Annotated in this window: 21 protein-coding genes; 6 read left to right on the top strand and 15 right to left on the bottom strand. The window is 56.0% G+C overall.

Annotation, left to right across the window (positions count from 1 at the left end):
- The first annotated feature begins 40 nt into the window (after positions 1 to 40).
- A complete protein-coding gene (locus tag JJB07_RS01585; RefSeq protein ID WP_201630555.1) occupies positions 41 to 1,774 on the top strand; it encodes a M6 family metalloprotease domain-containing protein in 1,734 nt (577 codons plus the stop codon).
- Between the two features lie 54 nt (positions 1,775 to 1,828).
- On the opposite strand, the gene JJB07_RS01580 is transcribed toward JJB07_RS01585, so the two are convergent.
- Positions 1,829 to 2,083 carry a hypothetical protein gene (locus JJB07_RS01580; RefSeq protein ID WP_201630553.1) on the bottom strand — a complete coding sequence of 85 codons (255 nt, stop codon included), beginning with the start codon at positions 2,081 to 2,083 and terminating at the stop codon, positions 1,829 to 1,831.
- Between the two features lie 110 nt (positions 2,084 to 2,193).
- On the opposite strand from JJB07_RS01580, the gene JJB07_RS01575 reads away from it, so the two are divergent.
- Positions 2,194 to 2,799 carry a hypothetical protein gene (locus JJB07_RS01575; RefSeq protein ID WP_201630551.1) on the top strand — a complete coding sequence of 202 codons (606 nt, stop codon included), beginning with the start codon at positions 2,194 to 2,196 and terminating at the stop codon, positions 2,797 to 2,799.
- 67 nt (positions 2,800 to 2,866) lie between these two features.
- On the opposite strand, the gene JJB07_RS01570 is transcribed toward JJB07_RS01575, so the two are convergent.
- Together JJB07_RS01570 and JJB07_RS01565 are read right to left on the bottom strand one after the other, a co-directional pair.
- Positions 2,867 to 3,076 carry a hypothetical protein gene (locus tag JJB07_RS01570; RefSeq protein WP_201630549.1) on the bottom strand — a complete coding sequence of 70 codons (210 nt, stop codon included), beginning with the start codon at positions 3,074 to 3,076 and terminating at the stop codon, positions 2,867 to 2,869.
- A 9-nt stretch (positions 3,077 to 3,085) separates the two neighbouring features.
- Positions 3,086 to 3,493, bottom strand: a complete 408-nt coding sequence (locus tag JJB07_RS01565; RefSeq protein WP_201630548.1) for a hypothetical protein — start codon at positions 3,491 to 3,493, stop codon at positions 3,086 to 3,088.
- Between the two features lie 119 nt (positions 3,494 to 3,612).
- Here JJB07_RS01565 and JJB07_RS01560 point away from each other — a divergent pair, with 119 nt between their 5' ends.
- The 4 genes from JJB07_RS01560 (at position 3,613) to JJB07_RS01545 (ending at position 7,403) form a co-directional block, all read left to right on the top strand.
- Complete coding sequence (locus JJB07_RS01560) at positions 3,613 to 3,813, top strand: hypothetical protein (RefSeq protein ID WP_201630547.1); 201 nt, start codon at positions 3,613 to 3,615, stop codon at positions 3,811 to 3,813.
- Positions 3,814 to 3,886: 73 nt separating this feature from the next.
- Complete coding sequence (locus JJB07_RS01555; RefSeq protein ID WP_201630546.1) at positions 3,887 to 5,038, top strand: MFS transporter; 1,152 nt, start codon at positions 3,887 to 3,889, stop codon at positions 5,036 to 5,038.
- A 127-nt stretch (positions 5,039 to 5,165) separates the two neighbouring features.
- Positions 5,166 to 6,881 carry a methyl-accepting chemotaxis protein gene (locus tag JJB07_RS01550; RefSeq protein WP_201630545.1) on the top strand — a complete coding sequence of 572 codons (1,716 nt, stop codon included), beginning with the start codon at positions 5,166 to 5,168 and terminating at the stop codon, positions 6,879 to 6,881.
- 117 nt (positions 6,882 to 6,998) lie between these two features.
- The gene (locus JJB07_RS01545) at positions 6,999 to 7,403 is read left to right on the top strand and encodes a PepSY domain-containing protein (RefSeq protein WP_201630544.1); all 405 of its coding nucleotides are present in this window, start codon (positions 6,999 to 7,001) and stop codon (positions 7,401 to 7,403) included.
- A 42-nt stretch (positions 7,404 to 7,445) separates the two neighbouring features.
- Here the strand turns inward: JJB07_RS01545 and JJB07_RS01540 are convergent, their stop codons facing one another.
- From JJB07_RS01540 to JJB07_RS01485, 12 genes are all read right to left on the bottom strand, one after another.
- Positions 7,446 to 8,858, bottom strand: a complete 1,413-nt coding sequence (locus tag JJB07_RS01540; RefSeq protein WP_201630543.1) for a GerAB/ArcD/ProY family transporter — start codon at positions 8,856 to 8,858, stop codon at positions 7,446 to 7,448.
- A 6-nt stretch (positions 8,859 to 8,864) separates the two neighbouring features.
- Positions 8,865 to 9,104, bottom strand: coding sequence for a hypothetical protein (locus JJB07_RS01535; RefSeq protein ID WP_201630542.1), 240 nt, complete (start codon positions 9,102 to 9,104; stop codon positions 8,865 to 8,867).
- Entirely contained in the window at positions 9,101 to 10,300 is a 1,200-nt protein-coding gene (locus tag JJB07_RS01530; RefSeq protein WP_201630540.1) for a Ger(x)C family spore germination protein, read from the bottom strand. Before JJB07_RS01530 ends, JJB07_RS01535 begins: the two co-directional genes overlap by 4 nt.
- Positions 10,297 to 11,979 (bottom strand): spore germination protein, encoded by a 1,683-nt coding sequence (locus JJB07_RS01525; protein ID WP_201630538.1) that lies wholly within the window; start codon positions 11,977 to 11,979, stop codon positions 10,297 to 10,299. The genes JJB07_RS01530 and JJB07_RS01525 overlap by 4 nt, the downstream gene beginning before the upstream one ends.
- Positions 11,980 to 12,072: 93 nt before the next feature.
- A complete protein-coding gene (locus JJB07_RS01520; RefSeq protein WP_201630536.1) occupies positions 12,073 to 12,456 on the bottom strand; it encodes a DUF423 domain-containing protein in 384 nt (127 codons plus the stop codon).
- An 81-nt stretch (positions 12,457 to 12,537) separates the two neighbouring features.
- Positions 12,538 to 12,915, bottom strand: coding sequence for a toprim domain-containing protein (locus tag JJB07_RS01515; RefSeq protein ID WP_201630534.1), 378 nt, complete (start codon positions 12,913 to 12,915; stop codon positions 12,538 to 12,540).
- 6 nt (positions 12,916 to 12,921) lie between these two features.
- On the bottom strand, positions 12,922 to 13,764 hold the full coding sequence (locus JJB07_RS01510) for a sulfurtransferase (protein WP_201630532.1): 843 nt from the start codon (positions 13,762 to 13,764) through the stop codon (positions 12,922 to 12,924).
- A gap of 34 nt (positions 13,765 to 13,798) precedes the next feature.
- On the bottom strand, positions 13,799 to 14,290 hold the full coding sequence (locus JJB07_RS01505) for a hypothetical protein (RefSeq protein ID WP_201630530.1): 492 nt from the start codon (positions 14,288 to 14,290) through the stop codon (positions 13,799 to 13,801).
- A gap of 119 nt (positions 14,291 to 14,409) precedes the next feature.
- Positions 14,410 to 15,246, bottom strand: a complete 837-nt coding sequence (locus tag JJB07_RS01500; RefSeq protein WP_201630528.1) for a ComEA family DNA-binding protein — start codon at positions 15,244 to 15,246, stop codon at positions 14,410 to 14,412.
- A 155-nt stretch (positions 15,247 to 15,401) separates the two neighbouring features.
- Positions 15,402 to 16,271 (bottom strand): Rpn family recombination-promoting nuclease/putative transposase, encoded by an 870-nt coding sequence (locus JJB07_RS01495; RefSeq protein WP_201630526.1) that lies wholly within the window; start codon positions 16,269 to 16,271, stop codon positions 15,402 to 15,404.
- Positions 16,272 to 16,368: 97 nt separating this feature from the next.
- Positions 16,369 to 18,105, bottom strand: a complete 1,737-nt coding sequence (locus JJB07_RS01490) for an ABC transporter ATP-binding protein (RefSeq protein WP_201630524.1) — start codon at positions 18,103 to 18,105, stop codon at positions 16,369 to 16,371.
- Positions 18,062 to 19,858 carry an ABC transporter transmembrane domain-containing protein gene (locus JJB07_RS01485; protein WP_201630522.1) on the bottom strand — a complete coding sequence of 599 codons (1,797 nt, stop codon included), beginning with the start codon at positions 19,856 to 19,858 and terminating at the stop codon, positions 18,062 to 18,064. The genes JJB07_RS01490 and JJB07_RS01485 overlap by 44 nt, the downstream gene beginning before the upstream one ends.
- Between the last annotated feature and the right edge of the window lie 321 nt (positions 19,859 to 20,179).

The following is a 20,179-nucleotide window of genomic DNA, read 5'->3' as shown; positions in this document are numbered from 1 at the left end:
CAATTCTGTGTTCGTCGAGTAAAAAGGGGGAGGTACTGAAATGAAAAAGCAAAAATTGGTTGCCTTTGCTGTGGTTTCGTCTCTGACCGCAGCCACCATGCTGTCCGCGCCTGTTGTATCCGCGAAGTCGTTGACCTCGACGACCGCTGAACCGGCTGTCGCTGCTGCAAACACCCAAGAGCAAGTGTTCTCTGCTGAAACGATCGAAACGGATGTTGCAAAAGCTCTGCAAGCCAAGGGCATCGTTGCGAAACAACCGGAACCGAAGAAGCAGAAAAACCCGAATTCCCGCCCGACTCACAAAAGCGTGGAAGATCGCTTGACCCTCAACCCGACACAAAACAACCTCGCGATCCTCGTCAAGTTCCCGGAAGAAAACGGCCATTCGCCGGTCCCGGGCTCTCCGGATGAGCGCATCCCGGCCAAATACTTCAACGACCTGCTCTACGGAACTTCCTACAACCCGTTTGAACTTCCGCAATTCACCAAGTACGCAACTGCACCGAACGGCACCCCGGCTCCGACCGACCGTACGCTGCACAACTACTACAACGAAGTTTCCTACGGCAAGCTGAACGTCACCACCCAAGACTCTCCGGAAAAAGTAGGCTGGGTAACCGCTCCGCACCCGTACTCCTACTACTTCGGCGACACCGGCTCTCTGCCGACTTCGACCTCCGATTACAACGCCAACGGTTTCGGCGACTACCCGCACAACGTACAAGGCCTCGTCGAGGACGTTGTCAAAGCGGCTGACCCGACGATCGACTTCTCCAAATATGCAGATGCAAACGGCGAAGTTCCGGGCATCTTCATCATCCACGAAGGCACCGGCGGCGAGTGGTCCACCGACCCGCAACAATTCTGGTCTCACAAATGGGAACTCAACGAGCCGCTCAAAGTCGACGGCGTCAATGTTTCCAAATATTCGATGGAACCGGAATACGGCGGCAACTTGACCGGCTTCGACGGCGAATCCTACGATCCGTCCCTCGTCTCCGGCCCGTTCGCACCGGCAGTCGGCGTCTACGCGCATGAATTCGGCCACATCCTCGGCCTCCCGGACCTCTACGACTATGGCTACGACTCCGAAGGCGTCGGCGCTTGGTCTGTCATGGCGGGCGGTTCCTGGGCTCGCTTCCCGAACTATGTGCAATACAACGGCAACACCCCGGTTCAACTCGACGCGTGGAACCGTTACTTCGCAGGTCTCGCAGATGCGGTTGAAATCAACTCTTGGAAAGGCGGCGACCTCTCCATCGCGGACGCTTCCACCTCCAACAAAGTCTACAAATACACCGTATCCGGTACCCACGGCACCGAATACTTCCTGCTGGAAAACCGCCAGCTCAAAGGCTACGACCTCGGTCTCGCTCGTTACGGCGGCGTAAAAACCGGCCAGTTCAACGACAAGATGCACGGCTTGGTCGTGTACCATGTCGACGACAACGTCCTGCAACGCAACTTCTGGCGTCCGGACGAAGGCCAAGATGCAAACGCAGACCGTCGCGCGTACAACCCGGTTGACATGTACACCGACACGAACGAATGGCACTACGGCGTAGGCATCGTCCAAGCGGACGGCCGTTTCGACCTCGAAAACAACATGAACGCAGGCGACGCAGGCGACGTGTTCCCGGGCACCTCCGGCAAAACCACCCTGCAATTCGGCAAAGACTTCTACAGCGGCTCCTACTACCAGCCGATCACGATGCTCAAGCTGACCGACATCGCGGAGAAAAACGGCGTCATCACCACCAAAGTTCGCCCGTAGTTCCCGCTCCACCCAAAAAGAGCCTCCACACGCCGATGCGTGCGGAGGCTTTTTTTACTTCTCGTCGTCTTCGTAGCAGCCTGCGGTCCCGCTGAGCTTGCCGGAACCGTCGGCAAACCGGCCGTCGTTCGTGATCTTGATCATACCGGCCGTTTCCAACTCGCCCAACACTTCGAAGAGGTTGTCCCGTTTGTCGCTCGGGAGTTCTCTTACGAAATTGTTGATTTGATCGGCCGGCACGTTTTGCGTGAAGTGAACGCCTCCGTGGTTTGCATAAAAGTCTTGGTGCACGTCTTTTTTGCGCGTCATGTGCGTCCCTCCCCTGAATTTTGTCTCGGACGTAGTGTATCCGCCCACACGCCGGTTCATGCTCTTCCATATCCTATAGGGAACATGACCCAGCTCGGAGGTGTACCCCTATGGCCGGAAGCAAGAAAAAGGGCCGCAAGACGCTCGAAAAACGCGTGCGTACGCTCCAAGCGTGCCTCGCCACCCTCGAATCGTCCCAACCGACCTACGAGACAACCAAACGCATCCTCGAAGCCGAAATTGAACTCGCCAAAGCCGAACTGAAAACAGCCCCCAAAGCCAAAGCCAAATCCTCGCCCACCAAAAAAAGCGCCGGCAAGTCTCTGCCCGCCGCCAAGCCGAAATCCAAGCGCTCGCCGTTGCCCGGCGGTGCTTCGTTCCCCAGTTTCCAACTGCCCAATCCCAAGAGTCCGACGTTCGCCGAAGACTCGATGAAACACCTCGGGACACTGCGCAACCACCTCAAGAAATACCACGGCTACATGAGCCGTGCCGATCAGATGTTTGACGCCCTGCACGGTGTCGGAACGCATCTGCACAAAGAGGGCGTGCTGCCCAAAGTCATCGGCGGCAAGTTCAAAGACATGACCGCCGGAGAGTGGTCGACGCTGTTGATGGCGCTGATGAACTCCCCGCTGGCCGGCTTCCTGCTCGGCGGCGGAGGCAACTCCGGCGGATCGGAGCAATCGGAGGAGAAACAAGAGGACGGTCAGTAACTCGACCGTCCTCTTTTTCTCGAACACGCGCACAAAAAAAAACCGGCCCCTCGGCAGGGCCGGTTTTTCACTCGCGATCGGGGGCGAGCAACCACAACAGGACGAAGATAATCAGGAACGCCACCGCAAACCGCCAGAAGCGGTCGCTTGCGGCCGATGCCGGAGGAGGTGCGAACGGGGACGGCAGGGAAACTTCCACGCCGTCAAACCCGATCTCGCCCTCCGACCGCCGCCGTTGTTCCCGCTCGTCTCGCTTGCGACGTTTGGAGCGTCCCATGAGCTTGAACTAGTCCTTCGGCTTGATGAACTTCTGCATTTCTTTGAGCGTTTTGTCGTCGACTTGGCCTTTGCCGTACTTTTTGACCAGGTCTTCCACGTTGGCGTTCGGGTTGCCGCCTTTGGTTGCATCCTTGTACGCTTTCATGAATTGGTTCAGTCGATCTTCGTTGACCGGGATCTTGAGTTGTTCCGCGAATTTCTTCGCCATTTCTTTGACCGCTTCCGGGTCTTTCCAAGTGTCCGGGGTTGTTTTTTGAACTTGACCGAGCATCCCGAGCAGACCGCCTTTGTTGACGTTTTTCAGACGGTCTTTAAGTTGATCTCCGAGACTCGGAGGCGTCGTTTGCTGGTTGTTGTTGGCTGTGCCTTGCGCTTTGGATGTGTTTTTGGACGTGTTTTTGCCTTTTTTCGGCATGTGTCAATTCCCTCCTCTGCTCCGATGAATCCCTACCAGTCTATGGATGGGAGGGGGTTCTTGCCACGCATGGCACGCCCATTTTTGCCGATACTAAGCCCTAAGGAGGTGTTGTATCTATGAACGGATGGTATGGCTTCATCAACCGCATGAATCTCTTGCTTTGGATCACCGTGATTCTCCTCGCCCACTTGATGCTGTACCTGTTCCTCGGCACCGATCATTGGCTGTTTGCGACGATTGCCGCAACGGCCGTCTACTCCGTCATCCTCCTCTCCTTGAAAGTTTTGGCCCGCAATAAAAATCGGAGCGCTCTTTGAGGGCGCTCCTTTTTCCCTTCTTGACAGATCGGAATAAATGGCGTTATTATTTGTTTCGGGAGGCGAAATAAATATGCAAACTGAAAAAAATCCCGTAGTGGCGCGGTGGGTTACCGTGTTCGCTACGTTTTTGGCCTTTATGGGCATCGGGGTTGTTGACCCGATTTTGCCGATCATTGCCGAACAGATCGGAGCAACGCCCACGCAAGTCGAGTTGCTGTTCACGGCCTACATTCTTACGATGGCAATCATGATGATTCCGGCCGGTCTTGCCGCCAGCCGATTCGGAGATAAACGAATGATGACGATCGGTCTGGGCGTCGTCACCGTGTTCGCACTGCTCTGTGGATTTTCCAACGGCATCCCGCAGTTGACGCTCTTTCGCGCCGGCTGGGGCTTGGGGAACTCGATGTTCTTCGCCACGACGATGACGCTTTTGATCGCGTTGACGCCGAAAGTTCACACCGCCGTCGGGCTCTATGAAGCGGCGATCGGGCTTGGCATGGCGGGCGGTCCGCTCGTCGGCGGGTTGCTGGGCGGACATTCGTGGAGATATCCGTTCATCGGGACGGCCGTGTTGATTTTCTTCGCGTTCTTGCTCGTGATCTTCTTCGTCTACGAACCGGCGGCCAAAGTGAAGCGACAAGTGGCGGGGATGAGCGAATTGGTGCATCTGATAACGCACAAACCGTTCCTGCGCGTGGCGTTGTCGGGGATGTTCTACTACTATGGATTCTTCGTGATCCTCGCGTACTCGCCGTTGGTTCTGAAGATGACGGCGATTCAACTGGGCTTCGTGTTTTTCGGCTGGGGGTTGGCGCTGGCGTACGGATCGGCGATGCTGTCCCACCAGTTGGAACGCAAGTTCAAACCGCAGAGCATCTTGCCGGTCGCTCTGTTGTGTTTCGCCATCGCGACGGGGCTGTTGTACTTCTCGACGTCGATGACGTTCTCCATCGTGCTGATCGTCGTGTCGGGTCTCGCTTCAGGGCTGAACAACGCGCTGTTCACTTCGCACATCATGGAAGTCTCGCCGTATGAGCGCAGCATCACGTCCGGCGTCTACAACTTCGTCCGTTGGTTGGGGGCGGCGATCGCTCCGGTGCTTTCCGGCTATATCGGGCACAACGTCGGTGCCACCGTGCCGTATGCGGTGGCCGGAGTGGTGGTGCTGGTCGGGACGATCTTGATCGCAGCCAGAAAACGTACACCTGTACAAGTGTAAAATAAGAGGAGCATCCCGTTCGGAGATGCTTCTTTTTTTCGTCGTTACTAGGTTTACTGTCTATTTAAAAGGCTAGATTTGATATATAATGGAAGCATGTGTCGAATCTTACCGGGGGGAACAATCGATGTTTCTACGAAACCTGAAAGTTGCAAGCAAGCTGTGGGTGTTGATTGGGGTCGGGGTGCTGTTTCTGTTGGCAACCGGCGGTGTGAGTACCTATTATGCCAACCAGATCGCAGCCGATTCGCAATCGATGTACCAAGACCGTCTGTTGCCTGTGCAGTGGATCGGCCAGGTTCGGACCAACAACCGGACCGTGGACACAGATCTCGTCGAAATGGTCTTGACCACCGACAAAGCCGAGGTACAACGGCTCAATCAAGATATCGAGAACCAAAAGCTAACCAACGCAAAGTTGATACAGGAGTACGAAGCAACGAATCTTGATCCCAAAGAAGTAGAACTGTTGGAGCAATACAAAACCCAATTGTCGACCTACCAAAAAATGCGTCAGAACGTGATCGACTTTTCTCTCGCAGGCAAACAAAGTCAAGCGTATGGCATTTTTGACAAGGAAGTTCGTCCGGTGCGAGAGACTTTGTCCGCAACCCTTACGAAACTCGGCGATTACAACGCCGAAGTCGCCAGCAACTTGTACGTGAAAAGCGATGGAGATGTGAAAAAAGCCTCGCAGATTTCCTTGGGCCTGCTCGTCGCCGCTCTGGTGCTGATGGTTGTCATCGGGATGCTGATCGCCCGCACGATCACCAAACCGATTCAACGCTTGCAAGCGCTCATGGCGCAGGCACGCGGCGGCGATCTGACCGTGGCTGGTATCGTCAAGTCCAAAGACGAGATCGGTCGCTTGACCGCCGACTTCAACGAGATGATTCTCGGGTTCAACGGCGTCGTGCTGACGTTGAACGAAACGGCGGTATCGCTTGCCGCCAGCGCCGAGCAGTTGAACGCAACCACCAACCAAACGTCGCATGCGACAAATGAGATTACGAACGCCATCCAAGACATGTCGCAGGGCGCGGAAGTGCAGATGCGCGGGGCGGAAGAGACGAATTCGACGATGCGTCAGATGAGCGAAGGTCTGCAACGTGTCGCCGAATCGGCGAATCTCGCCACCGAATCGTCGAGTGTCGCAACCCGTGAGTCGGAAACCGGTGCAAGCGCGGTCCACAAAGCGGTCGAACAGATGACTTCAATCCGCGAAACGGTCGGCATGTCGGCCGAACTCGTGCAGGCCTTGGGCGAGCGCTCGCGTGAAGTCGGACAAGTCGTGGAGCTGATCACGGAAGTTGCCAACCAAGTCAACCTCTTGGCGTTGAACGCGGCGATTGAAGCGGCGCGCGCCGGCGAGCATGGTAAGGGCTTCTCCGTTGTCGCCGACGAAGTGCGTCAACTCGCGGAGCAATCGCGCGGTGCGGCAACGTCGATTCACACGATCATCGAAGAGATGCAGCGCAACACCGACCAAGCCGTTCTGGCGATGCAAGCGGGGACTGCGGAAGTGGAGAAGGGCATGGAAGCGGTGCAACAGGCGGGAGAGTCGTTCACACGCATCCTCAGCATGACGCAGGACGTCGCGAGCCAGATCGAAGACGTCTCCGCATCGGTCGAAGAGATGTCGGCCGGCTCCGAAGAGATCGCGTCTTCGGTGGACTATATGGCCGATATCGCCAACCAGTCCGCGCAGAACTCGCAGATGGTCGTCGCCGCGTCGCAAGAGCAGTTGGCTTCCGTCGAAGAAGTCGCCAACTCGACGGCACAACTGTCGCAGATGGCGGTGGAGTTGCAAGAGATGATCGCCCGTTTCAAAGTACAAGCCTAGGAAAAAGTCCCACATCCGTCCTCGGAGTGGGACTTTTTTTGGATTCGTTACAATCTAAGAAATGTATCGTATACTTAGTATAGGTCTTGAAAAACCTCAATCGACAGGGAGACGACCATGAAGACGAAATACATCGCCGTGACAGCTGTCGCGATCCTTCTGGGGAGTCTGGCTTGGTTCAGCGACCACACCCAATTGGAAAGACAGGCCCTAGCCACAGACGGAATCACATTAGATGTACCCGATCATGACCCTCAGATTGCACAGAGTGACGCCATTGCGAGTGCGCGGAGTGCTTACGGAGACTTGATCTCCAAGGAGACGGACGTTCATGTGGAGTACTGTCTGGTGAGCAACACACATCTCACCTCGGCCAAGGTCAACCGACGCTTGGAACGGACTCCGGCGTACATCGTCCGATTCACCCGCACCACCCCCTCGACCGGACCCTCCGTCCGCGTGGTCCATGTGATTGTGGACGCGAGCAGTGGAGAGGCGTTGCAGGCTTATTCGAATCAGTGAATGTCCAAGGAGGTGCCCCGCTCGGCGGGACACCTCCTTTTTTTACGCGAGTTTGCGTTCTCGTTTCTGTTTGATCTCCGGTTTGACCGAACTCAGGCGCACTTGACGCATCTCCATGTAGGTGCTGAAAAGCAAGACGAACATCACCAGCACATAGACGACTCCACAGGTCCATCCGACTTTGGCGATGTCGCGTCCAAGCAGGGCTCCGAGCCCGATGCATACAAAACAGAACGCGAGCCCCCCCAGCGAGCACAACGCCCACGTCTTCATCCGCACGCGGTCGTACCACTTGGCGTCCGGGCCGTTTCGTCGCTCTTGCTCCTTGGCTTGAATCTCCAGATCGGTTTGCCTCTCCCGATGATCGCGCTTTTGCCGAGCCAAGAGGATGAACAACAGGATGGTAATCGGGAGCTGCATCCCCACCACGAGGAGGATCGAGCCATAGTTGCCGAAGTCAAACACTTCCACCACGCTGTGAAACGCCATCGCGGTCGTCGTGAGCAACAACCACCCGAACTGGCGGCAGTACAGATTCAGTGTCGTTCGCTTGGTGAACGAATTCAGCCCGATGAGGAACGCGGTGAAGATGAAGCACACTTTCAGAACGAACGACGGCAACCAGACGCTGAACATCACCAACTCCAAGCGATCCAGATAGTCGGTGATGTGGATCTGCTCGACGAGCGTGTAGTTCGGGTACATCATCCGGCCCGCCACCGTCGAGCCCAATACGCAGATGCAGATGAACATCAAGAGCGTCAGACCCACACCGGCGAGGGTCACGCCGAATTTGACCGCGGAGTGAATCTGTCGGCTCGCTGTGATCGTGTGCAGAAAGGCTCCCATGATCAACGTATCTCCGTACCACCCCATCGGAAGTAGATTCCCGACCAAGACGGTGGGAAAGCCGTGTCCCAAGATCGGCTCCAACCGGGCAAACGAGAATTCGTTGGTCAATAGAAACGGCATCCCGAACAATACGACCATGAACAGCGGGAACATCAAATCGTTGACCCTCGCCGCCACTTCCACGCTGCTTTTGCAGTAATACACCACGACGAGGAGGAACATGAGGATCGTGAACTCCTCCGGCGTTTTGAGCAACAGCGTCGAGTTCATGAAATCGGCAAAGCCCCGCGTGTCCCGCACCAGCACCATCCAGATGAAAAACAGGAACAGGGCGTTGATCAGCCCGCCCCCGAATCGCCCGCAGAGGAGAAAGTTGATCTCAAACAGATTTTTCCCCGGAAATCGTCGAGCGCACTGGCAGAGAAAGTACGCGATGTAAAACGCATACGCCATGCCCAACGCTTGCGAAAACCAAGCGTCGAGCTTGGCGAGTTCCATCAGGGACTTCGGAAGCGATACGAGGCCGCCGGAGATGAGGACGGTGGCAATCATCCACGCAAATTGACGTTGGTTGAGCATGTGAACTTGTTTTCGTTCGGCCATGTTGCCTCAACTCCTCAAGTTTTGGGTGATTTGGTGGAACCACGGGGCGATCTCGTACACGACGAGTTCGGTCGGCATCGGGACGTGGACATTGGCATAGGAGCAGACGAAAAACGAGGAGGCGCAGAGGGCGATGCCCCAATAGATGCCCTTTTCGGCTTTTTTGGCATGCTTCAATTCCTTTTTGTCCCCCCAAAGCGTGGCGAGGAATCCCCCGGTGAACACAATTACATAGCCTAACGTCATTCCGTTACCTCCTTCTTGGCGATGTTCTCCGAGATTAGACCGACACGGGCGACTTCGGTGTTCACGGAGATCTTAAACTCTGCTTTTTGGAGTTCGGCATACCAGTGTTTCTCGTATTTGTCTTGCCATTGGCGCGGGTAGTTGCGGGCGATGACCAACCCGAGTTGACCGGAATCGGACTTGTGGTTTTTGATTTCGGCGATGGCGGCTTGTACGCTCTGTTTGATTTTTTGGTCGAACACACCCTCCACTTTTTGGATGTTCTCCGACATGCCGAAATCGATCCCCTGTTCGGCTTCGGTGATGTAGCAGTTGGCGTTGATCCGCACGTCGAACGTGATGTGGTCCGATCCCAGATGGGGGATGACTTCTGATTTGCCTTTGTAGACGTTGATGGCGATCTTCCCGAACTGTTTGTTCTCAAACGATGTGGTGTAAGGTTTGAATCGCTGCCGAATCCAGTAGATGCCCTGAGCGGCTTCGTCTTGGATCGGGCCGACGTAGCGGTCATCGTGGAACTGCGCGTAGCCGATGAATTGGGTTTCGGTCGATTTTTGCTTGCCTTTGGTGGTCTGGACCGGCATCATGAGCGGAATCAACGGGTCGGTGCCGACCTGGCTGAGTTCTTGGGCGACGTCCTTCATGTTGATTTCGATCATGTTGTCCGACTGAAGGATTTCGCGCATCGCTTCTGCGGAGAACCGTTCGAATTGCGGTTGCGCGTTGAGCAGGTCGTAGCCTTTGCCCTTGGCAATGACGATGTTGGAGGTCAAGCGGTTCTCCGGCACGCGCGCCACGACGTCGAAGATTTCCCGGATGCCTTGTTTGGCAAGTTCTTCGCCGATGATCAGCACCCGTCGATGTGCAAAAAACAGTTGCCGCGACAGTCGCGCTTGTTGGCGAGCGTTGGCTTCCCGGATGGTGTTCCCCGTTTCGGAGTCCACATAGTAGCTTTTCTGACCGCTCGTTCCGCCGCCGCCGCCGTTGGAACCGCCCATCTGTCCGGGCAACGCCATCTGGCAGGTGACGCGGTATTTGCCGTCGGGGTCGAGGTCAAACGCCGTCGAGACGACGATGGCGATGTCGTTGATTTCGGTGCGGTCCCAGCATCCGAAGGAGAAGGGCAACGTGGATAAGATCAGAATCAAAAGCAGGCGGGAGGAGTTGCCGAGTGTCTTTTTCTTCGATGAACTCATGCGTCAGACTCCCCCTCAACGCTCGGGTGAGGGATGCCGATCCCTTTTTGCCCCGAGGTGCTGTCCACGTCCTCGATCATTTGTTTGCCGGCGCGGCGTGTATCTTGAATGTCGAGGAACGACGGGCGCTTCGACATCTCCGTCCACGGCGCACGGATCAGGACGTCGCGCAGGTCGTTTGACGAGAGCGGGCCTGTCGGAGAGAGATACGGGATGCCAAACGAGCGCAAATTCGCCATGTGCCCGAGGATGAACATCACACCGATCAAGATGCCGTACATGCCGAAAATCGAAGCCAAGATCATCAGCGGGAAGCGCAGCATACGCAACGTAATCGCCGCGTTGTAGCGCGGGATGGTGAACGAAGCAATCCCGGTGATCGAGACGATGATGACCATCGGGGCTGACACGATGCCCGCTTGAACGGACGCTTGCCCCACGACGAGGGCTCCGAGGATGGAGACGGCTTGGCCGACCGTTTTGGGCAAGCGCACCCCGGCTTCGCGCAATGCTTCGAAAGCGATCTCCATGATGAACGCTTCCACGACGGCGGGGAACGGGATGGTTTCGCGGGCCGCCGCCACCGAGAGCAAGAGGGTGGTCGGTAACATGCTTTGGTGAAACGTTGAAATGGCGATGTACAGCGACGGCATCAGCAACGCGATGAAGAGAAACACGTACCGCAACCAGCGGATGAGCGTCGCCATCTGGAAGCGCTCGTAGTAGTCCTCGTTCGCTTGGAGCAGTTGCCAGAACGTCGTCGGCACGATGAGTACAAACGGAGTGCCGTCGACAAAAATAGCGACCCGCCCTTCGAGCAACGAGGCCGCCACCGTGTCGGGCCGCTCCGAGTATTGAACTTGCGGAAACGGCGAGTAGGTGCTGTCTTGGATCAGTTCTTCAATGTAGCCGGATTCCAGCACGCCGTCGATCTGAATGTTCGAGATGCGTCCGACGACTTCGTCGACCGTCGCGGGGTCGACGATGCCTTCCAGATAGGCGATGGCGATGGAGGTGTTCGTCTGGTTGCCGACGACCATCGCTTTCATCTTCAAGTTGGGGGTTTTCAGCTTGCGGCGAAGCAAAGAGGTGTTCGTGCGAAGATTCTCGATGAATCCTTCACGCGGGCCGCGGACGACCGCTTCTGTCTCAGGCTCCGAGATCGAGCGGGTGCTCATCCCGCGCAACCCGAGCAGCAGCGCTCGTCCATTGCCCTCGATGAACACGCCGGTGTCACCGCCCAGCACGGCGAGCAACAAGTCTCCGTAGTTGTCGACGTCGTCCAGTTGGGAAGCGGGCACCGATTCGGAGGCCAGACGTTCGGCGTTGCCGACTCCCCCTTCGTCAATCATCATCGCCTTGAGCGTGCGGTTGACTTCCGCCGTGTCGATCAACCCGTCCACGAACAGGGCGAACGCTTCACGGGAACCTTCGATCCGAAACGGTCGGATGATGCAATCGGAGCAGTCACTGAAGAGGTACTCCAAGTATCTGCGGTTGTCGTTCAAGTCATGGTGGATCGGGATCTCGCGAAGTTGTTCCACATACTGACGGTTGAGCGCGTCAAACTCTTCCTCGCGGTCGTTGTGCTGCTCGCGGTCTTCGTCTTGCTTCGAGGTCGTCCGTTCTTCCGGCCTGTCTTGGAGCGAGTTTCGCTTCCTGCGAAACCGTCGATACATGGAATCACCTCCTTTGCATGGTACGGGTAGTATGTGTTGGAAGGTATAAAAAAACCCCCTTTCGATGTGGGAAAGGGGGGTTCGGTCGTACCGTCAGCGCGTGCTTCGTGCAGCGGCGAGCGCGAGCAGGGCCCAGCCGACGAGGAAGCACACTCCGCCAAGCGGGGTGATCGCACCGAGGATGGTGATGTTGGTGATCGCCAAGATGTAGAGCGAGAACGAGAACAGCAAGATGCCGACAAAAAACAGCCAGGCGGCTGCGTTCAGCAGTTTCGGACTCTTCGGGAACTTGTCGGCCATCAGGGCGACGAACAAGATCGCGAGGGCGTGGATCATGTGGTAATGCACACCGGTCTCAAAGGTGGATTGCAAGTTGTTCTCCACGAGCACCGGTTTCAACGCATGTGCGCCGAACGCGCCGATGGCAACGGAAAGCAGCATCATCACGCTGCCGAGAGAGACGAATTTTTTCAACATGTAGGTTCCCTCACTTTTGTGGGTTTCGGTTCTATGATAGCAGAAAAAAAGCAACCTCGGGGAGGTTGCTTCGTGACGCTTTTATGTCTGCTTGCCCTCCGGCGGGCGGTTCTCGGGGAGAAGTTCCGCGCGAACTTCAAAATGTTCGCGGTGGAGGATCTCGGCGAGGTGCTCAAGCGGTGTGGTGGCCACTTCGCGGTAGAGTCTGCGCGTGTAGAGGTGGCGGGCGTTGGGGAGTTCTCGTTTTAAGATCGTGCGCAGTTTGTTGCCGGGGCCGTCGGCGTCGACGAGGATGTAGACGTCGTCCTCGTCGACCAAAGGCCAGATCAACGCTTCCAACTTGTCATCGCTCATCGTGCCGTATGTCAGCACGAATTCCACCGGCTCGGTCAGAACTTGCAAGAGCCGGGTACGGTCGGTTTTGCCTTCGACGACGAGGATGCGCGGCGGGTGCGACATGAGTCGTTACTCGCCTTTTTTCGTGGCGATCGGGTTTTCAGGGTAGGACACCCAGTCGCTCCAGCTTCCCGCGTAGAGTTTGACGTTTTGGAACCCGGCTTCGCGCAGGGCGAGGATGTTCGGCGTCGCGGTGACGCCGGAGCCGCAGTAGACGATGATCTCGTCGTCGGCGTGTACGTCTGCGAAGCGGGCGCGTTGGGCGTCTGCCGGTTTCCATGTGCCGGCGTCTGTCAGGGAGTCTTTCCAGAAGTGGTTGACGGCAGACGGGATGTGGCCGGCGACCGGGTCGATCGGTTCTTCGAGGCCGAGATAGCGACGTTCTTCGCGAGCGTCGATGAGTGTGACGCCGGGGTTGCCGAGGCGTTTTTTCAAATCGTCGATGTGGAGAACGTGTGCGTCTTGGATCGACGGGGTGAAGGTTTTGGGTTCGGCTGTCGGGAGTTCGGACGTCGAGGGGAGACCGGCAGACTTCCAATGCGAGTAGGTGCCGTCGAGGACGAAGGTCTGCTCGTGGCCGAGGTAGCGCAGCAACCACCAGAGGCGGGAGGCCATCGCGCCGCCTTGGTCATCGTAGGCGACGACGGTGGTCGTGGCGTCGATGCCGATCCCGCCGAGTTTTGCCGCGAGTTCGTCGAGGTTCGGGAGCGGGTGGCGGCCGCCGTGCGTCTCGACTTTGGACGAGAGGTCTTGTTCGAGATCGCAGTAAAACGCGCCGGGGATGTGGTCTTGGAGATACACTTCGCGTCCGGAATGCGGTTGCCCGAGGGCGAAGCGGCAATCGAGAATTTTTACATCGGCGTCGTTCAAGTGGTCGGCGAGCCATTGCAGTGTGACGAGGTTCGAAGACATGGGGGTCACTCCTTCGTTGAGTTTGTGGTTGGTTTTATTTTACCATGTCCGAGTCGGTCGCGTTGCGTTTGACGGTGTTGGAGCCCGCGGCCGTTTCAGAGGTAGGGGCAGGTTGAGGGTTGCGTTTGCGTTTGTGAAGCGGGTCGTCAAGGTCGACGTCGTATTGGAGTTCGATGGAGTTTTTCAGGTCTTGGTTGGCTTTCCACTTCAGTTCCGCGTGTGCGGCGAGTCGCAGGAGGAATTCCTTGCGCACGAGAAAGGCGTGGACGATCGTGGCGACGATGCTCACGAGCCAGATCGGGGCAAACGTGTTCATCTGCCAAGAGCCGGAGCCATGCTGCGCTCCATAGAAGAAGAGGACCGCAAACGGCAGAAAATACACGATGCCCATGCCCCACCACTTGCGCTGGTTTGTGCGAATTCCGATGTAGAGGAACGCTGCCCAGCTAAAAAATCCGGTGAAGGCCAAGAGGATGTACCAGGACTGTGCGAGCTCCCATGCGGAGCCTTTTTTGGTAAGAGACATTTTGGGGTTCCCTCGCTTTGCTCTTATAGGAATGACATGATTTACCACTATTGTCTCACAAGTGACGGGGCTGGAAAAGGAAAAAAACACCCTGCCCGTGGGCGGAGGGTGTTTTTTGGCTAAAGGTTGACGTAGGGTCGGATGCGGTCGGCGACATGAGATTTGAGGCCGATGCAGTCTACGAATTGTTCGAGGGTGGTGAATTGGCCTTGGGTCTCGCGGATGGAGACAGCCGTCATGCCGTGGAGGAGGGTAAGGCTTGGGATGCTCGCAATTTCCTCGGCGCTTGCGGAGTTGAGGTTGATGATCGAGAGCGGTTGGGCGTGCAGGGTTTGCACGCTCGATCTCGACCTCGCTTCGTCGGTCGGTTCATCGAGGACGAAGGCGTCGATTTTTTGCGAAGTGGTCTGGCGGACAGGGCTCGGCGTTGGCGCGGCGGGTAGGTCGGAGGGAGGAGCAGGTTCGGGTACAGGGCTTGATGGCACATCAGTTCCAGCATCTGTCGCCACATTCGAAATCGCATTCAATCTCGGACCTGATGCCGGAGGTGGTGCCGCTTCAACCGTCGGGTCCGTCGTGGCCGATTCCGCCTTGGGTTCAGGTTCCGACTCGCCGATCAAGCTTTGCAAGCTCTGATACTTTCGCACTTGCTTCTCCCGTTCCTCGACCAGCAGACGCAGGTATTCCATGCGCACCAGAAACGCATGAATGATGGAGACCAGTCCGAGCACCAAGACCACCAGCGCATCCCACACCCACGAGGACGAACTCCTGTCCAAAACCAACAACAAAACCGTCGGGATCGCATACACGAAGCCCGCCATCATCCACAACGGCCGCTTCCCCCGCGCCCCAATGTAGAAAAAAGCAACCCAGTTCAAAACAAATGTAAACGTCCAAAACAGCCACAGGGAATTCTTCCAACCCCCTGCGAGCGACTTTTGATTGGTTGTCATGTCCCCACCCCGTTGAATCTCATATGTAGGATTTCAACACTTATTTTCCCATCTATGTGAATGAATTTGAATAGTGTGAAAGACCTATCTTGAAGGACGTAAAAAGACCCATACAATAAAGCATCCAACCCCCAAGAGAGGGTCAGATGCTTTTTTTAGTGCATGAGCTCTTCAATGGTTTTGACTTCCTTTAAGGACAGCCCCGTGGCTTCGACGATTTGCTCCAATGCCATACCCATTTTCAAAAGCCGTTCCGCGATCTCCGTTTGCTTACGCTTACTACCGCGAATCTCCGCTTCTTTTTCCAATGCATGCGCATCTAAAATCGCCTTCTGCCGCATGCGATATTCGACCAGCTTTTTCGGGTCGCGGCTGAGTTCTTCCCATTTTTCGAACGCTTGTTTCATGACCGGGTCCTCCATCGCAATCTCCTCCAGTTCTTTTCGAATATCTGTACGGTCGTCCGCTTCCAGGAGCAACAGCCAGCGAACCACATCTTCCTCGTGAGGGTTCACTTCTTGTTGATCCCACTTGGCCATCAACTTCGGGAGTTCGAGGAAATGCACTTCCATGATATCGGTCAGCAAAAACTTTTGCCGGTCTTCGTACAGGTGAAACGTCGTATGAAAACGATCCGTCTCTTTCAAAAATCGATAGTTCAAGATGTTGATCGTGATCGTTTTGTCCAGTTGGGTGTACGGCATCCCCTTGCTCATCTGGTCATTGTACAGACACGACCAGTAGTACAGCGTCCGTTTCTCCATATCATACTTATTCGCCAGCTGGATCTCAATGTTCACATGAACGTTCTGCTCCGTACGGGCTCGGATGTCGAGAGCGGAGGCCTTGTCCTCCAGATGCTCACGGTTCATCTCCGGATTGAGAATTTCGACAAACTTGATTCGATTGTCAGCAGGTGGATTCAGCACGCCGTTCAAAAAAGCGATCAAGATCGCTTCATTCCCCACCTTGCCGAAGATTTGCTTAAACGCGAAATCGACTTTCAAGTCCATCAGTTGTTCCATGAGTCACCCCATTGGTCTGTTTGCATCTAGTATAACATTCACATTATAAAAAGAGACGGCATCCCTACGTGAAGGGAGCCGTCTTTTTTCAAAAAAATTACGAGGCCAGTCCCCCGAGTTGGAGGAGGTACATTTTGTGGTAGAGGCCTTCTTTGGCGAGGAGTTCTTGGTGGGTGCCTCGTTCGACGATTTCGCCTCGGTGGAGGACGAGGATCAAGTCGGCGTCTTGGATGGTGGAGAGGCGGTGCGCGATGGCGATGGTGGTGCGGCCTTTGCGCATTTTTTCCAACGCTTCTTGGATCGCTTCTTCCGTTTCCGTGTCCACGCTCGCCGTCGCTTCGTCCAGCACCAGCACTTTCGGGTTCAGCGCCATCGTCCGTGCGAACGAGAGCAATTGACGCTGACCGCTGGAGAACGTCGCCCCGCGCTCGACAACTCGTTCCTCATACCCCTGCGGCAGTTTTTGAATGAAGCCGTCCGCTTGCACGAACTGCGCCGCTTCCACAATCTGCTCGTCGGTGATCTCGTCGTTCGCCAGTCGGATGTTGCCTTTCACGTCCCCGACGAACAAGAACGGGTCTTGCAAGACCAGCCCGACTTTTTTCCGCAGCTCTTCATCGGCAAACGCCGACAACGGAGCTCCGTCGATGAGAATCTCCCCTCGATACTGCGGGTAGAAGCGCATCAGCAAGTTGATGATCGAACTCTTGCCGCTCCCCGTATGCCCGACCAGTGCCACCGTCTGCCCCGGTTTGGCGGTGAAGGAGATGTTCTTCAACACATCCGTTTGCCCGTCGTACGAGAACGACACATCGCGGAATTCGATGGAGCCGTCCCCGACTTTCGGAGACTCGGCCCCTTGTTGCGTCGGTGCCATGCGCTCATCGTCCAAGAGCACGAAGACCCGCTCCGCCGAGACCAACGCTTGCTGCATCTGCGAGAGGCGCAACATCATCTGAATCACCGGCTGGAAGAAACGCTCGATGTAGTTGATGAACGCATAGATCACGCCCACCTCCACCACCGTCGTAAACGACTGCTTGCCGAAAAAGTACAGAATCAACACCAACGCAAACAGGTACATCATATCCATGATCGGACGCAGCAACAGGCCGTTCAACCGGATGTTGCGCACGTTCGCCACGTAATGCTCGTTGTTGGTTTCTGCAAAATCCTTGCGCAGACGCGCTTCTTGGCGGAACGCTTGGATGATGTTCATGCCGGAGATCGATTCGTTGAGTTTAGCGTTCAACTGCGAAAGTTTCTCCCGCGTAATGTGGTAGATCTTCGTGGAGAAGTAGCGATACAGCCACATAATGCCCAAAACCACCGGCATGAACAGCAGGCAGTACGACGCGAGCTTCACGTCGAGGAAGAACATCATCGCAAAACACCCGATCAGAAACACCGTGTTCTGCAAAAACGTCGAAAGCACGCTCACAAAAAGCTCTTTGACCGCTTCCGTGTCGTTCGTAATCCGCGAAACCAGCGACCCCGCCGGCGTGCGATCAAAAAATTCCAGCCCCAAGTGCTGGACTTTGCCAAACACGTCCATCCGCAACTGCTGGACGACCCATTGGGCGATTTTGTTGAACATGACCAGTTGGAAGTAGTTAAAACCGGCCGCCGCAATGTGCAGCAGGATGAAGCCCGCGCCCAACCACGTCAACGCGTTCACGTCGAAGTTGCGCGGCGTCAAGTAATCGTCGATGAAGATCTGCACGAGTTTCGGCGTCCAAACTTCTGCCGATGTCCCGCAGAGCAACAGCAAAAAAGCAATCAGCAGGGTCTTACGATGTGGCTTGAGATACGCGGCGAGTCTCCGAAGGATCATCTGCGCCACCTCCTTGTGCAACGAGAGATTCGAGTTGCTGGCGTTGGTACATCGTCGCGTACCAACGGTCTTCGTTCATCAATTGGTCGTGCGTCCCCCGCTCGGAGATCGCGCCGTCGTCGAGGACGATGATCTGCTCCGCGTGCTCGATGGCGCTGAGACGGTGCGCCGAGATGAGGGTGGTTTTGTTCTGACGGTTGGCTTGCAGAGCGTCGAGGATCGCTTTTTCCGTTTTCGCATCGACGGCAGACAGCGAATCGTCGAGGATCAGCACTTCCGGGTTCAACAGCAGGGCACGCGCGATGGAGATGCGTTGCTTTTGTCCGCCGGACAGCGTTACGCCGCGTTCGCCGACCAACGTGGCATAGCCTTCTGCAAAGTGCAGGATGTCGTCGTGGATGCACGCCAATTTCGCCGCTTGCTCGATTTCCGCTTGCGTGGCTTCGGGTCGACCGAACGCGATATTCTCCGCAAGTGTCGCCGAGAACAGGAAGTGGTCTTGCGGCACATACCCGACGGCCGAACGCAGGGAACTCAACGTCGTGTCGTAAATGGACGTGCCGCCGATCTTGAGATCACCGTTCGTCACGTCGAACTCGCGAAGCAACAATTTCAACAGGGTGGTCTTGCCCGCGCCCGTTTTGCCGACGATGCCAAGGGTGTGGCCTTGGGGCAGGGTGATGTGGAGATCCCGCAAGGCGGGGGTCTCTTTTTCCGGGTAGGTGAACGTGTTGATCTCGTAGCGAAGTTCGCCGGTCGGAATGTCCTCCGTCGCGCCCTCTTGGTTGACGACGGTCGCTTTGACGTTCAGCAGAGCATCGACACGATCATAGGAAGCCCGACCGCGCTCCACGATGTTGAACAACCAGCCGAACGCCAGCATCGGCCAAATCAGATGACCGAGCAAGATCGTGAACTGCGTCAGTTCCCCGAGCGTGATCTCGCCGTGCATGACATACCGCGCCCCGATCGCCACGGAGAGGAGGTACGAGCATCCGACCACGAGCAGAATCGTCGGGTCAAAAAGCGCGTCGATCTTCGCGACGCGGATGTTTTTCTCCACCACGTCGTCGGACAGGCGTTTGAAGTCGGCTTTCTCCGCTTCTTCCTGACCGAATGCTTTGACAACTCGAACGCCGGAGATGTTCTCTTGGACTTTGTCATTGATCGTGGAGAACGCTTCTTGAGCGGCGTGGAATCGTTCGTGCATCATGTTGCCGTAGCGCGAGGACGCCCACGCCATGATCGGCATCGGAAGCAACGCGAACAGGGTGAGTTTCCACGAAATCGTGGTCGCCATCGTGAGAATGACGATGCTGCCCATCGAGATCGAGTCCACCAGCGTCAGAACCCCGTCCCCCGCCGTCAATTCGATGGCCGAAATGTCGTTGGTCGCATGCGCCATGAGATCGCCGGTACGACGTTGATGGAAAAATTGCGGTGACATCTTGGTAAAATGTTCGTACAGGCGGTTGCGCAGAAGCCTTGCCAATCGAGAGGATGCCCCGAACAGGAAGATCCGCCAGAGGAAGCGCAAGAAATACACAACCATCGCCACCCCCACAATCGTTGCGGCCCATTTCAGAAGCGAGTTCATCGTCAGCGTCTGGTCTTTGACGCCGTCCACGATCAAGCCGACTGCGTACGGCGGAATCATATCCAGCATGGCGATGACCAACAGCGTGATGACGCCGATCACATACGCCCGCTTCTCTCGCTTGAAGTACCACAACAGGTCGAGAAAAATCTTCATAGTGTCCCCCTTTTCTGTTCCAGTTCCTAAATTTGGATGTTACCAAGACACAAAAGAAGCCGCAAAAATCCCTAGAGATTCCCACGGCTTCCTGTATCTGACCCCAGAAGGGCAACAAAAAACCATAGGTGCGCGCGTAGAACGGCGACCTATGGTTGAACTGGTGCTCTAGTACGCACATCCTCACAATCCCGGCCAAGGGAATGTCAGTGTGCCATCACCGATCCATACGGTTGTTCTACGTCACTATGAAGTTTACCAAACACTGGATTCAAGGCTCGAGCCCAAAATTTGAAGTTAAACATCTGACGTAGACCTCCT

Source organism: Tumebacillus amylolyticus, from assembly GCF_016722965.1.
Classification (GTDB): domain Bacteria; phylum Bacillota; class Bacilli; order Tumebacillales; family Tumebacillaceae; genus Tumebacillus; species Tumebacillus amylolyticus.
This window is presented reverse-complemented; position numbering and strand designations above follow the sequence as displayed.

Coding starts and splice junctions, on each gene's coding strand:
- JJB07_RS01585 (WP_201630555.1), top strand. CDS start 41: ATGAAAAAGCAAAAATTGGTTGCCTTTGCTGTGGTTTCGTCTCTGACC.
- JJB07_RS01580 (WP_201630553.1), bottom strand. CDS start 2,083: ATGACGCGCAAAAAAGACGTGCACCAAGACTTTTATGCAAACCACGGA.
- JJB07_RS01575 (WP_201630551.1), top strand. CDS start 2,194: ATGGCCGGAAGCAAGAAAAAGGGCCGCAAGACGCTCGAAAAACGCGTG.
- JJB07_RS01570 (WP_201630549.1), bottom strand. CDS start 3,076: ATGGGACGCTCCAAACGTCGCAAGCGAGACGAGCGGGAACAACGGCGG.
- JJB07_RS01565 (WP_201630548.1), bottom strand. CDS start 3,493: ATGCCGAAAAAAGGCAAAAACACGTCCAAAAACACATCCAAAGCGCAA.
- JJB07_RS01560 (WP_201630547.1), top strand. CDS start 3,613: ATGAACGGATGGTATGGCTTCATCAACCGCATGAATCTCTTGCTTTGG.
- JJB07_RS01555 (WP_201630546.1), top strand. CDS start 3,887: ATGCAAACTGAAAAAAATCCCGTAGTGGCGCGGTGGGTTACCGTGTTC.
- JJB07_RS01550 (WP_201630545.1), top strand. CDS start 5,166: ATGTTTCTACGAAACCTGAAAGTTGCAAGCAAGCTGTGGGTGTTGATT.
- JJB07_RS01545 (WP_201630544.1), top strand. CDS start 6,999: ATGAAGACGAAATACATCGCCGTGACAGCTGTCGCGATCCTTCTGGGG.
- JJB07_RS01540 (WP_201630543.1), bottom strand. CDS start 8,858: ATGGCCGAACGAAAACAAGTTCACATGCTCAACCAACGTCAATTTGCG.
- JJB07_RS01535 (WP_201630542.1), bottom strand. CDS start 9,104: ATGACGTTAGGCTATGTAATTGTGTTCACCGGGGGATTCCTCGCCACG.
- JJB07_RS01530 (WP_201630540.1), bottom strand. CDS start 10,300: ATGAGTTCATCGAAGAAAAAGACACTCGGCAACTCCTCCCGCCTGCTT.
- JJB07_RS01525 (WP_201630538.1), bottom strand. CDS start 11,979: ATGTATCGACGGTTTCGCAGGAAGCGAAACTCGCTCCAAGACAGGCCG.
- JJB07_RS01520 (WP_201630536.1), bottom strand. CDS start 12,456: ATGTTGAAAAAATTCGTCTCTCTCGGCAGCGTGATGATGCTGCTTTCC.
- JJB07_RS01515 (WP_201630534.1), bottom strand. CDS start 12,915: ATGTCGCACCCGCCGCGCATCCTCGTCGTCGAAGGCAAAACCGACCGT.
- JJB07_RS01510 (WP_201630532.1), bottom strand. CDS start 13,764: ATGTCTTCGAACCTCGTCACACTGCAATGGCTCGCCGACCACTTGAAC.
- JJB07_RS01505 (WP_201630530.1), bottom strand. CDS start 14,290: ATGTCTCTTACCAAAAAAGGCTCCGCATGGGAGCTCGCACAGTCCTGG.
- JJB07_RS01500 (WP_201630528.1), bottom strand. CDS start 15,246: ATGACAACCAATCAAAAGTCGCTCGCAGGGGGTTGGAAGAATTCCCTG.
- JJB07_RS01495 (WP_201630526.1), bottom strand. CDS start 16,271: ATGGAACAACTGATGGACTTGAAAGTCGATTTCGCGTTTAAGCAAATC.
- JJB07_RS01490 (WP_201630524.1), bottom strand. CDS start 18,105: ATGATCCTTCGGAGACTCGCCGCGTATCTCAAGCCACATCGTAAGACC.
- JJB07_RS01485 (WP_201630522.1), bottom strand. CDS start 19,858: ATGAAGATTTTTCTCGACCTGTTGTGGTACTTCAAGCGAGAGAAGCGG.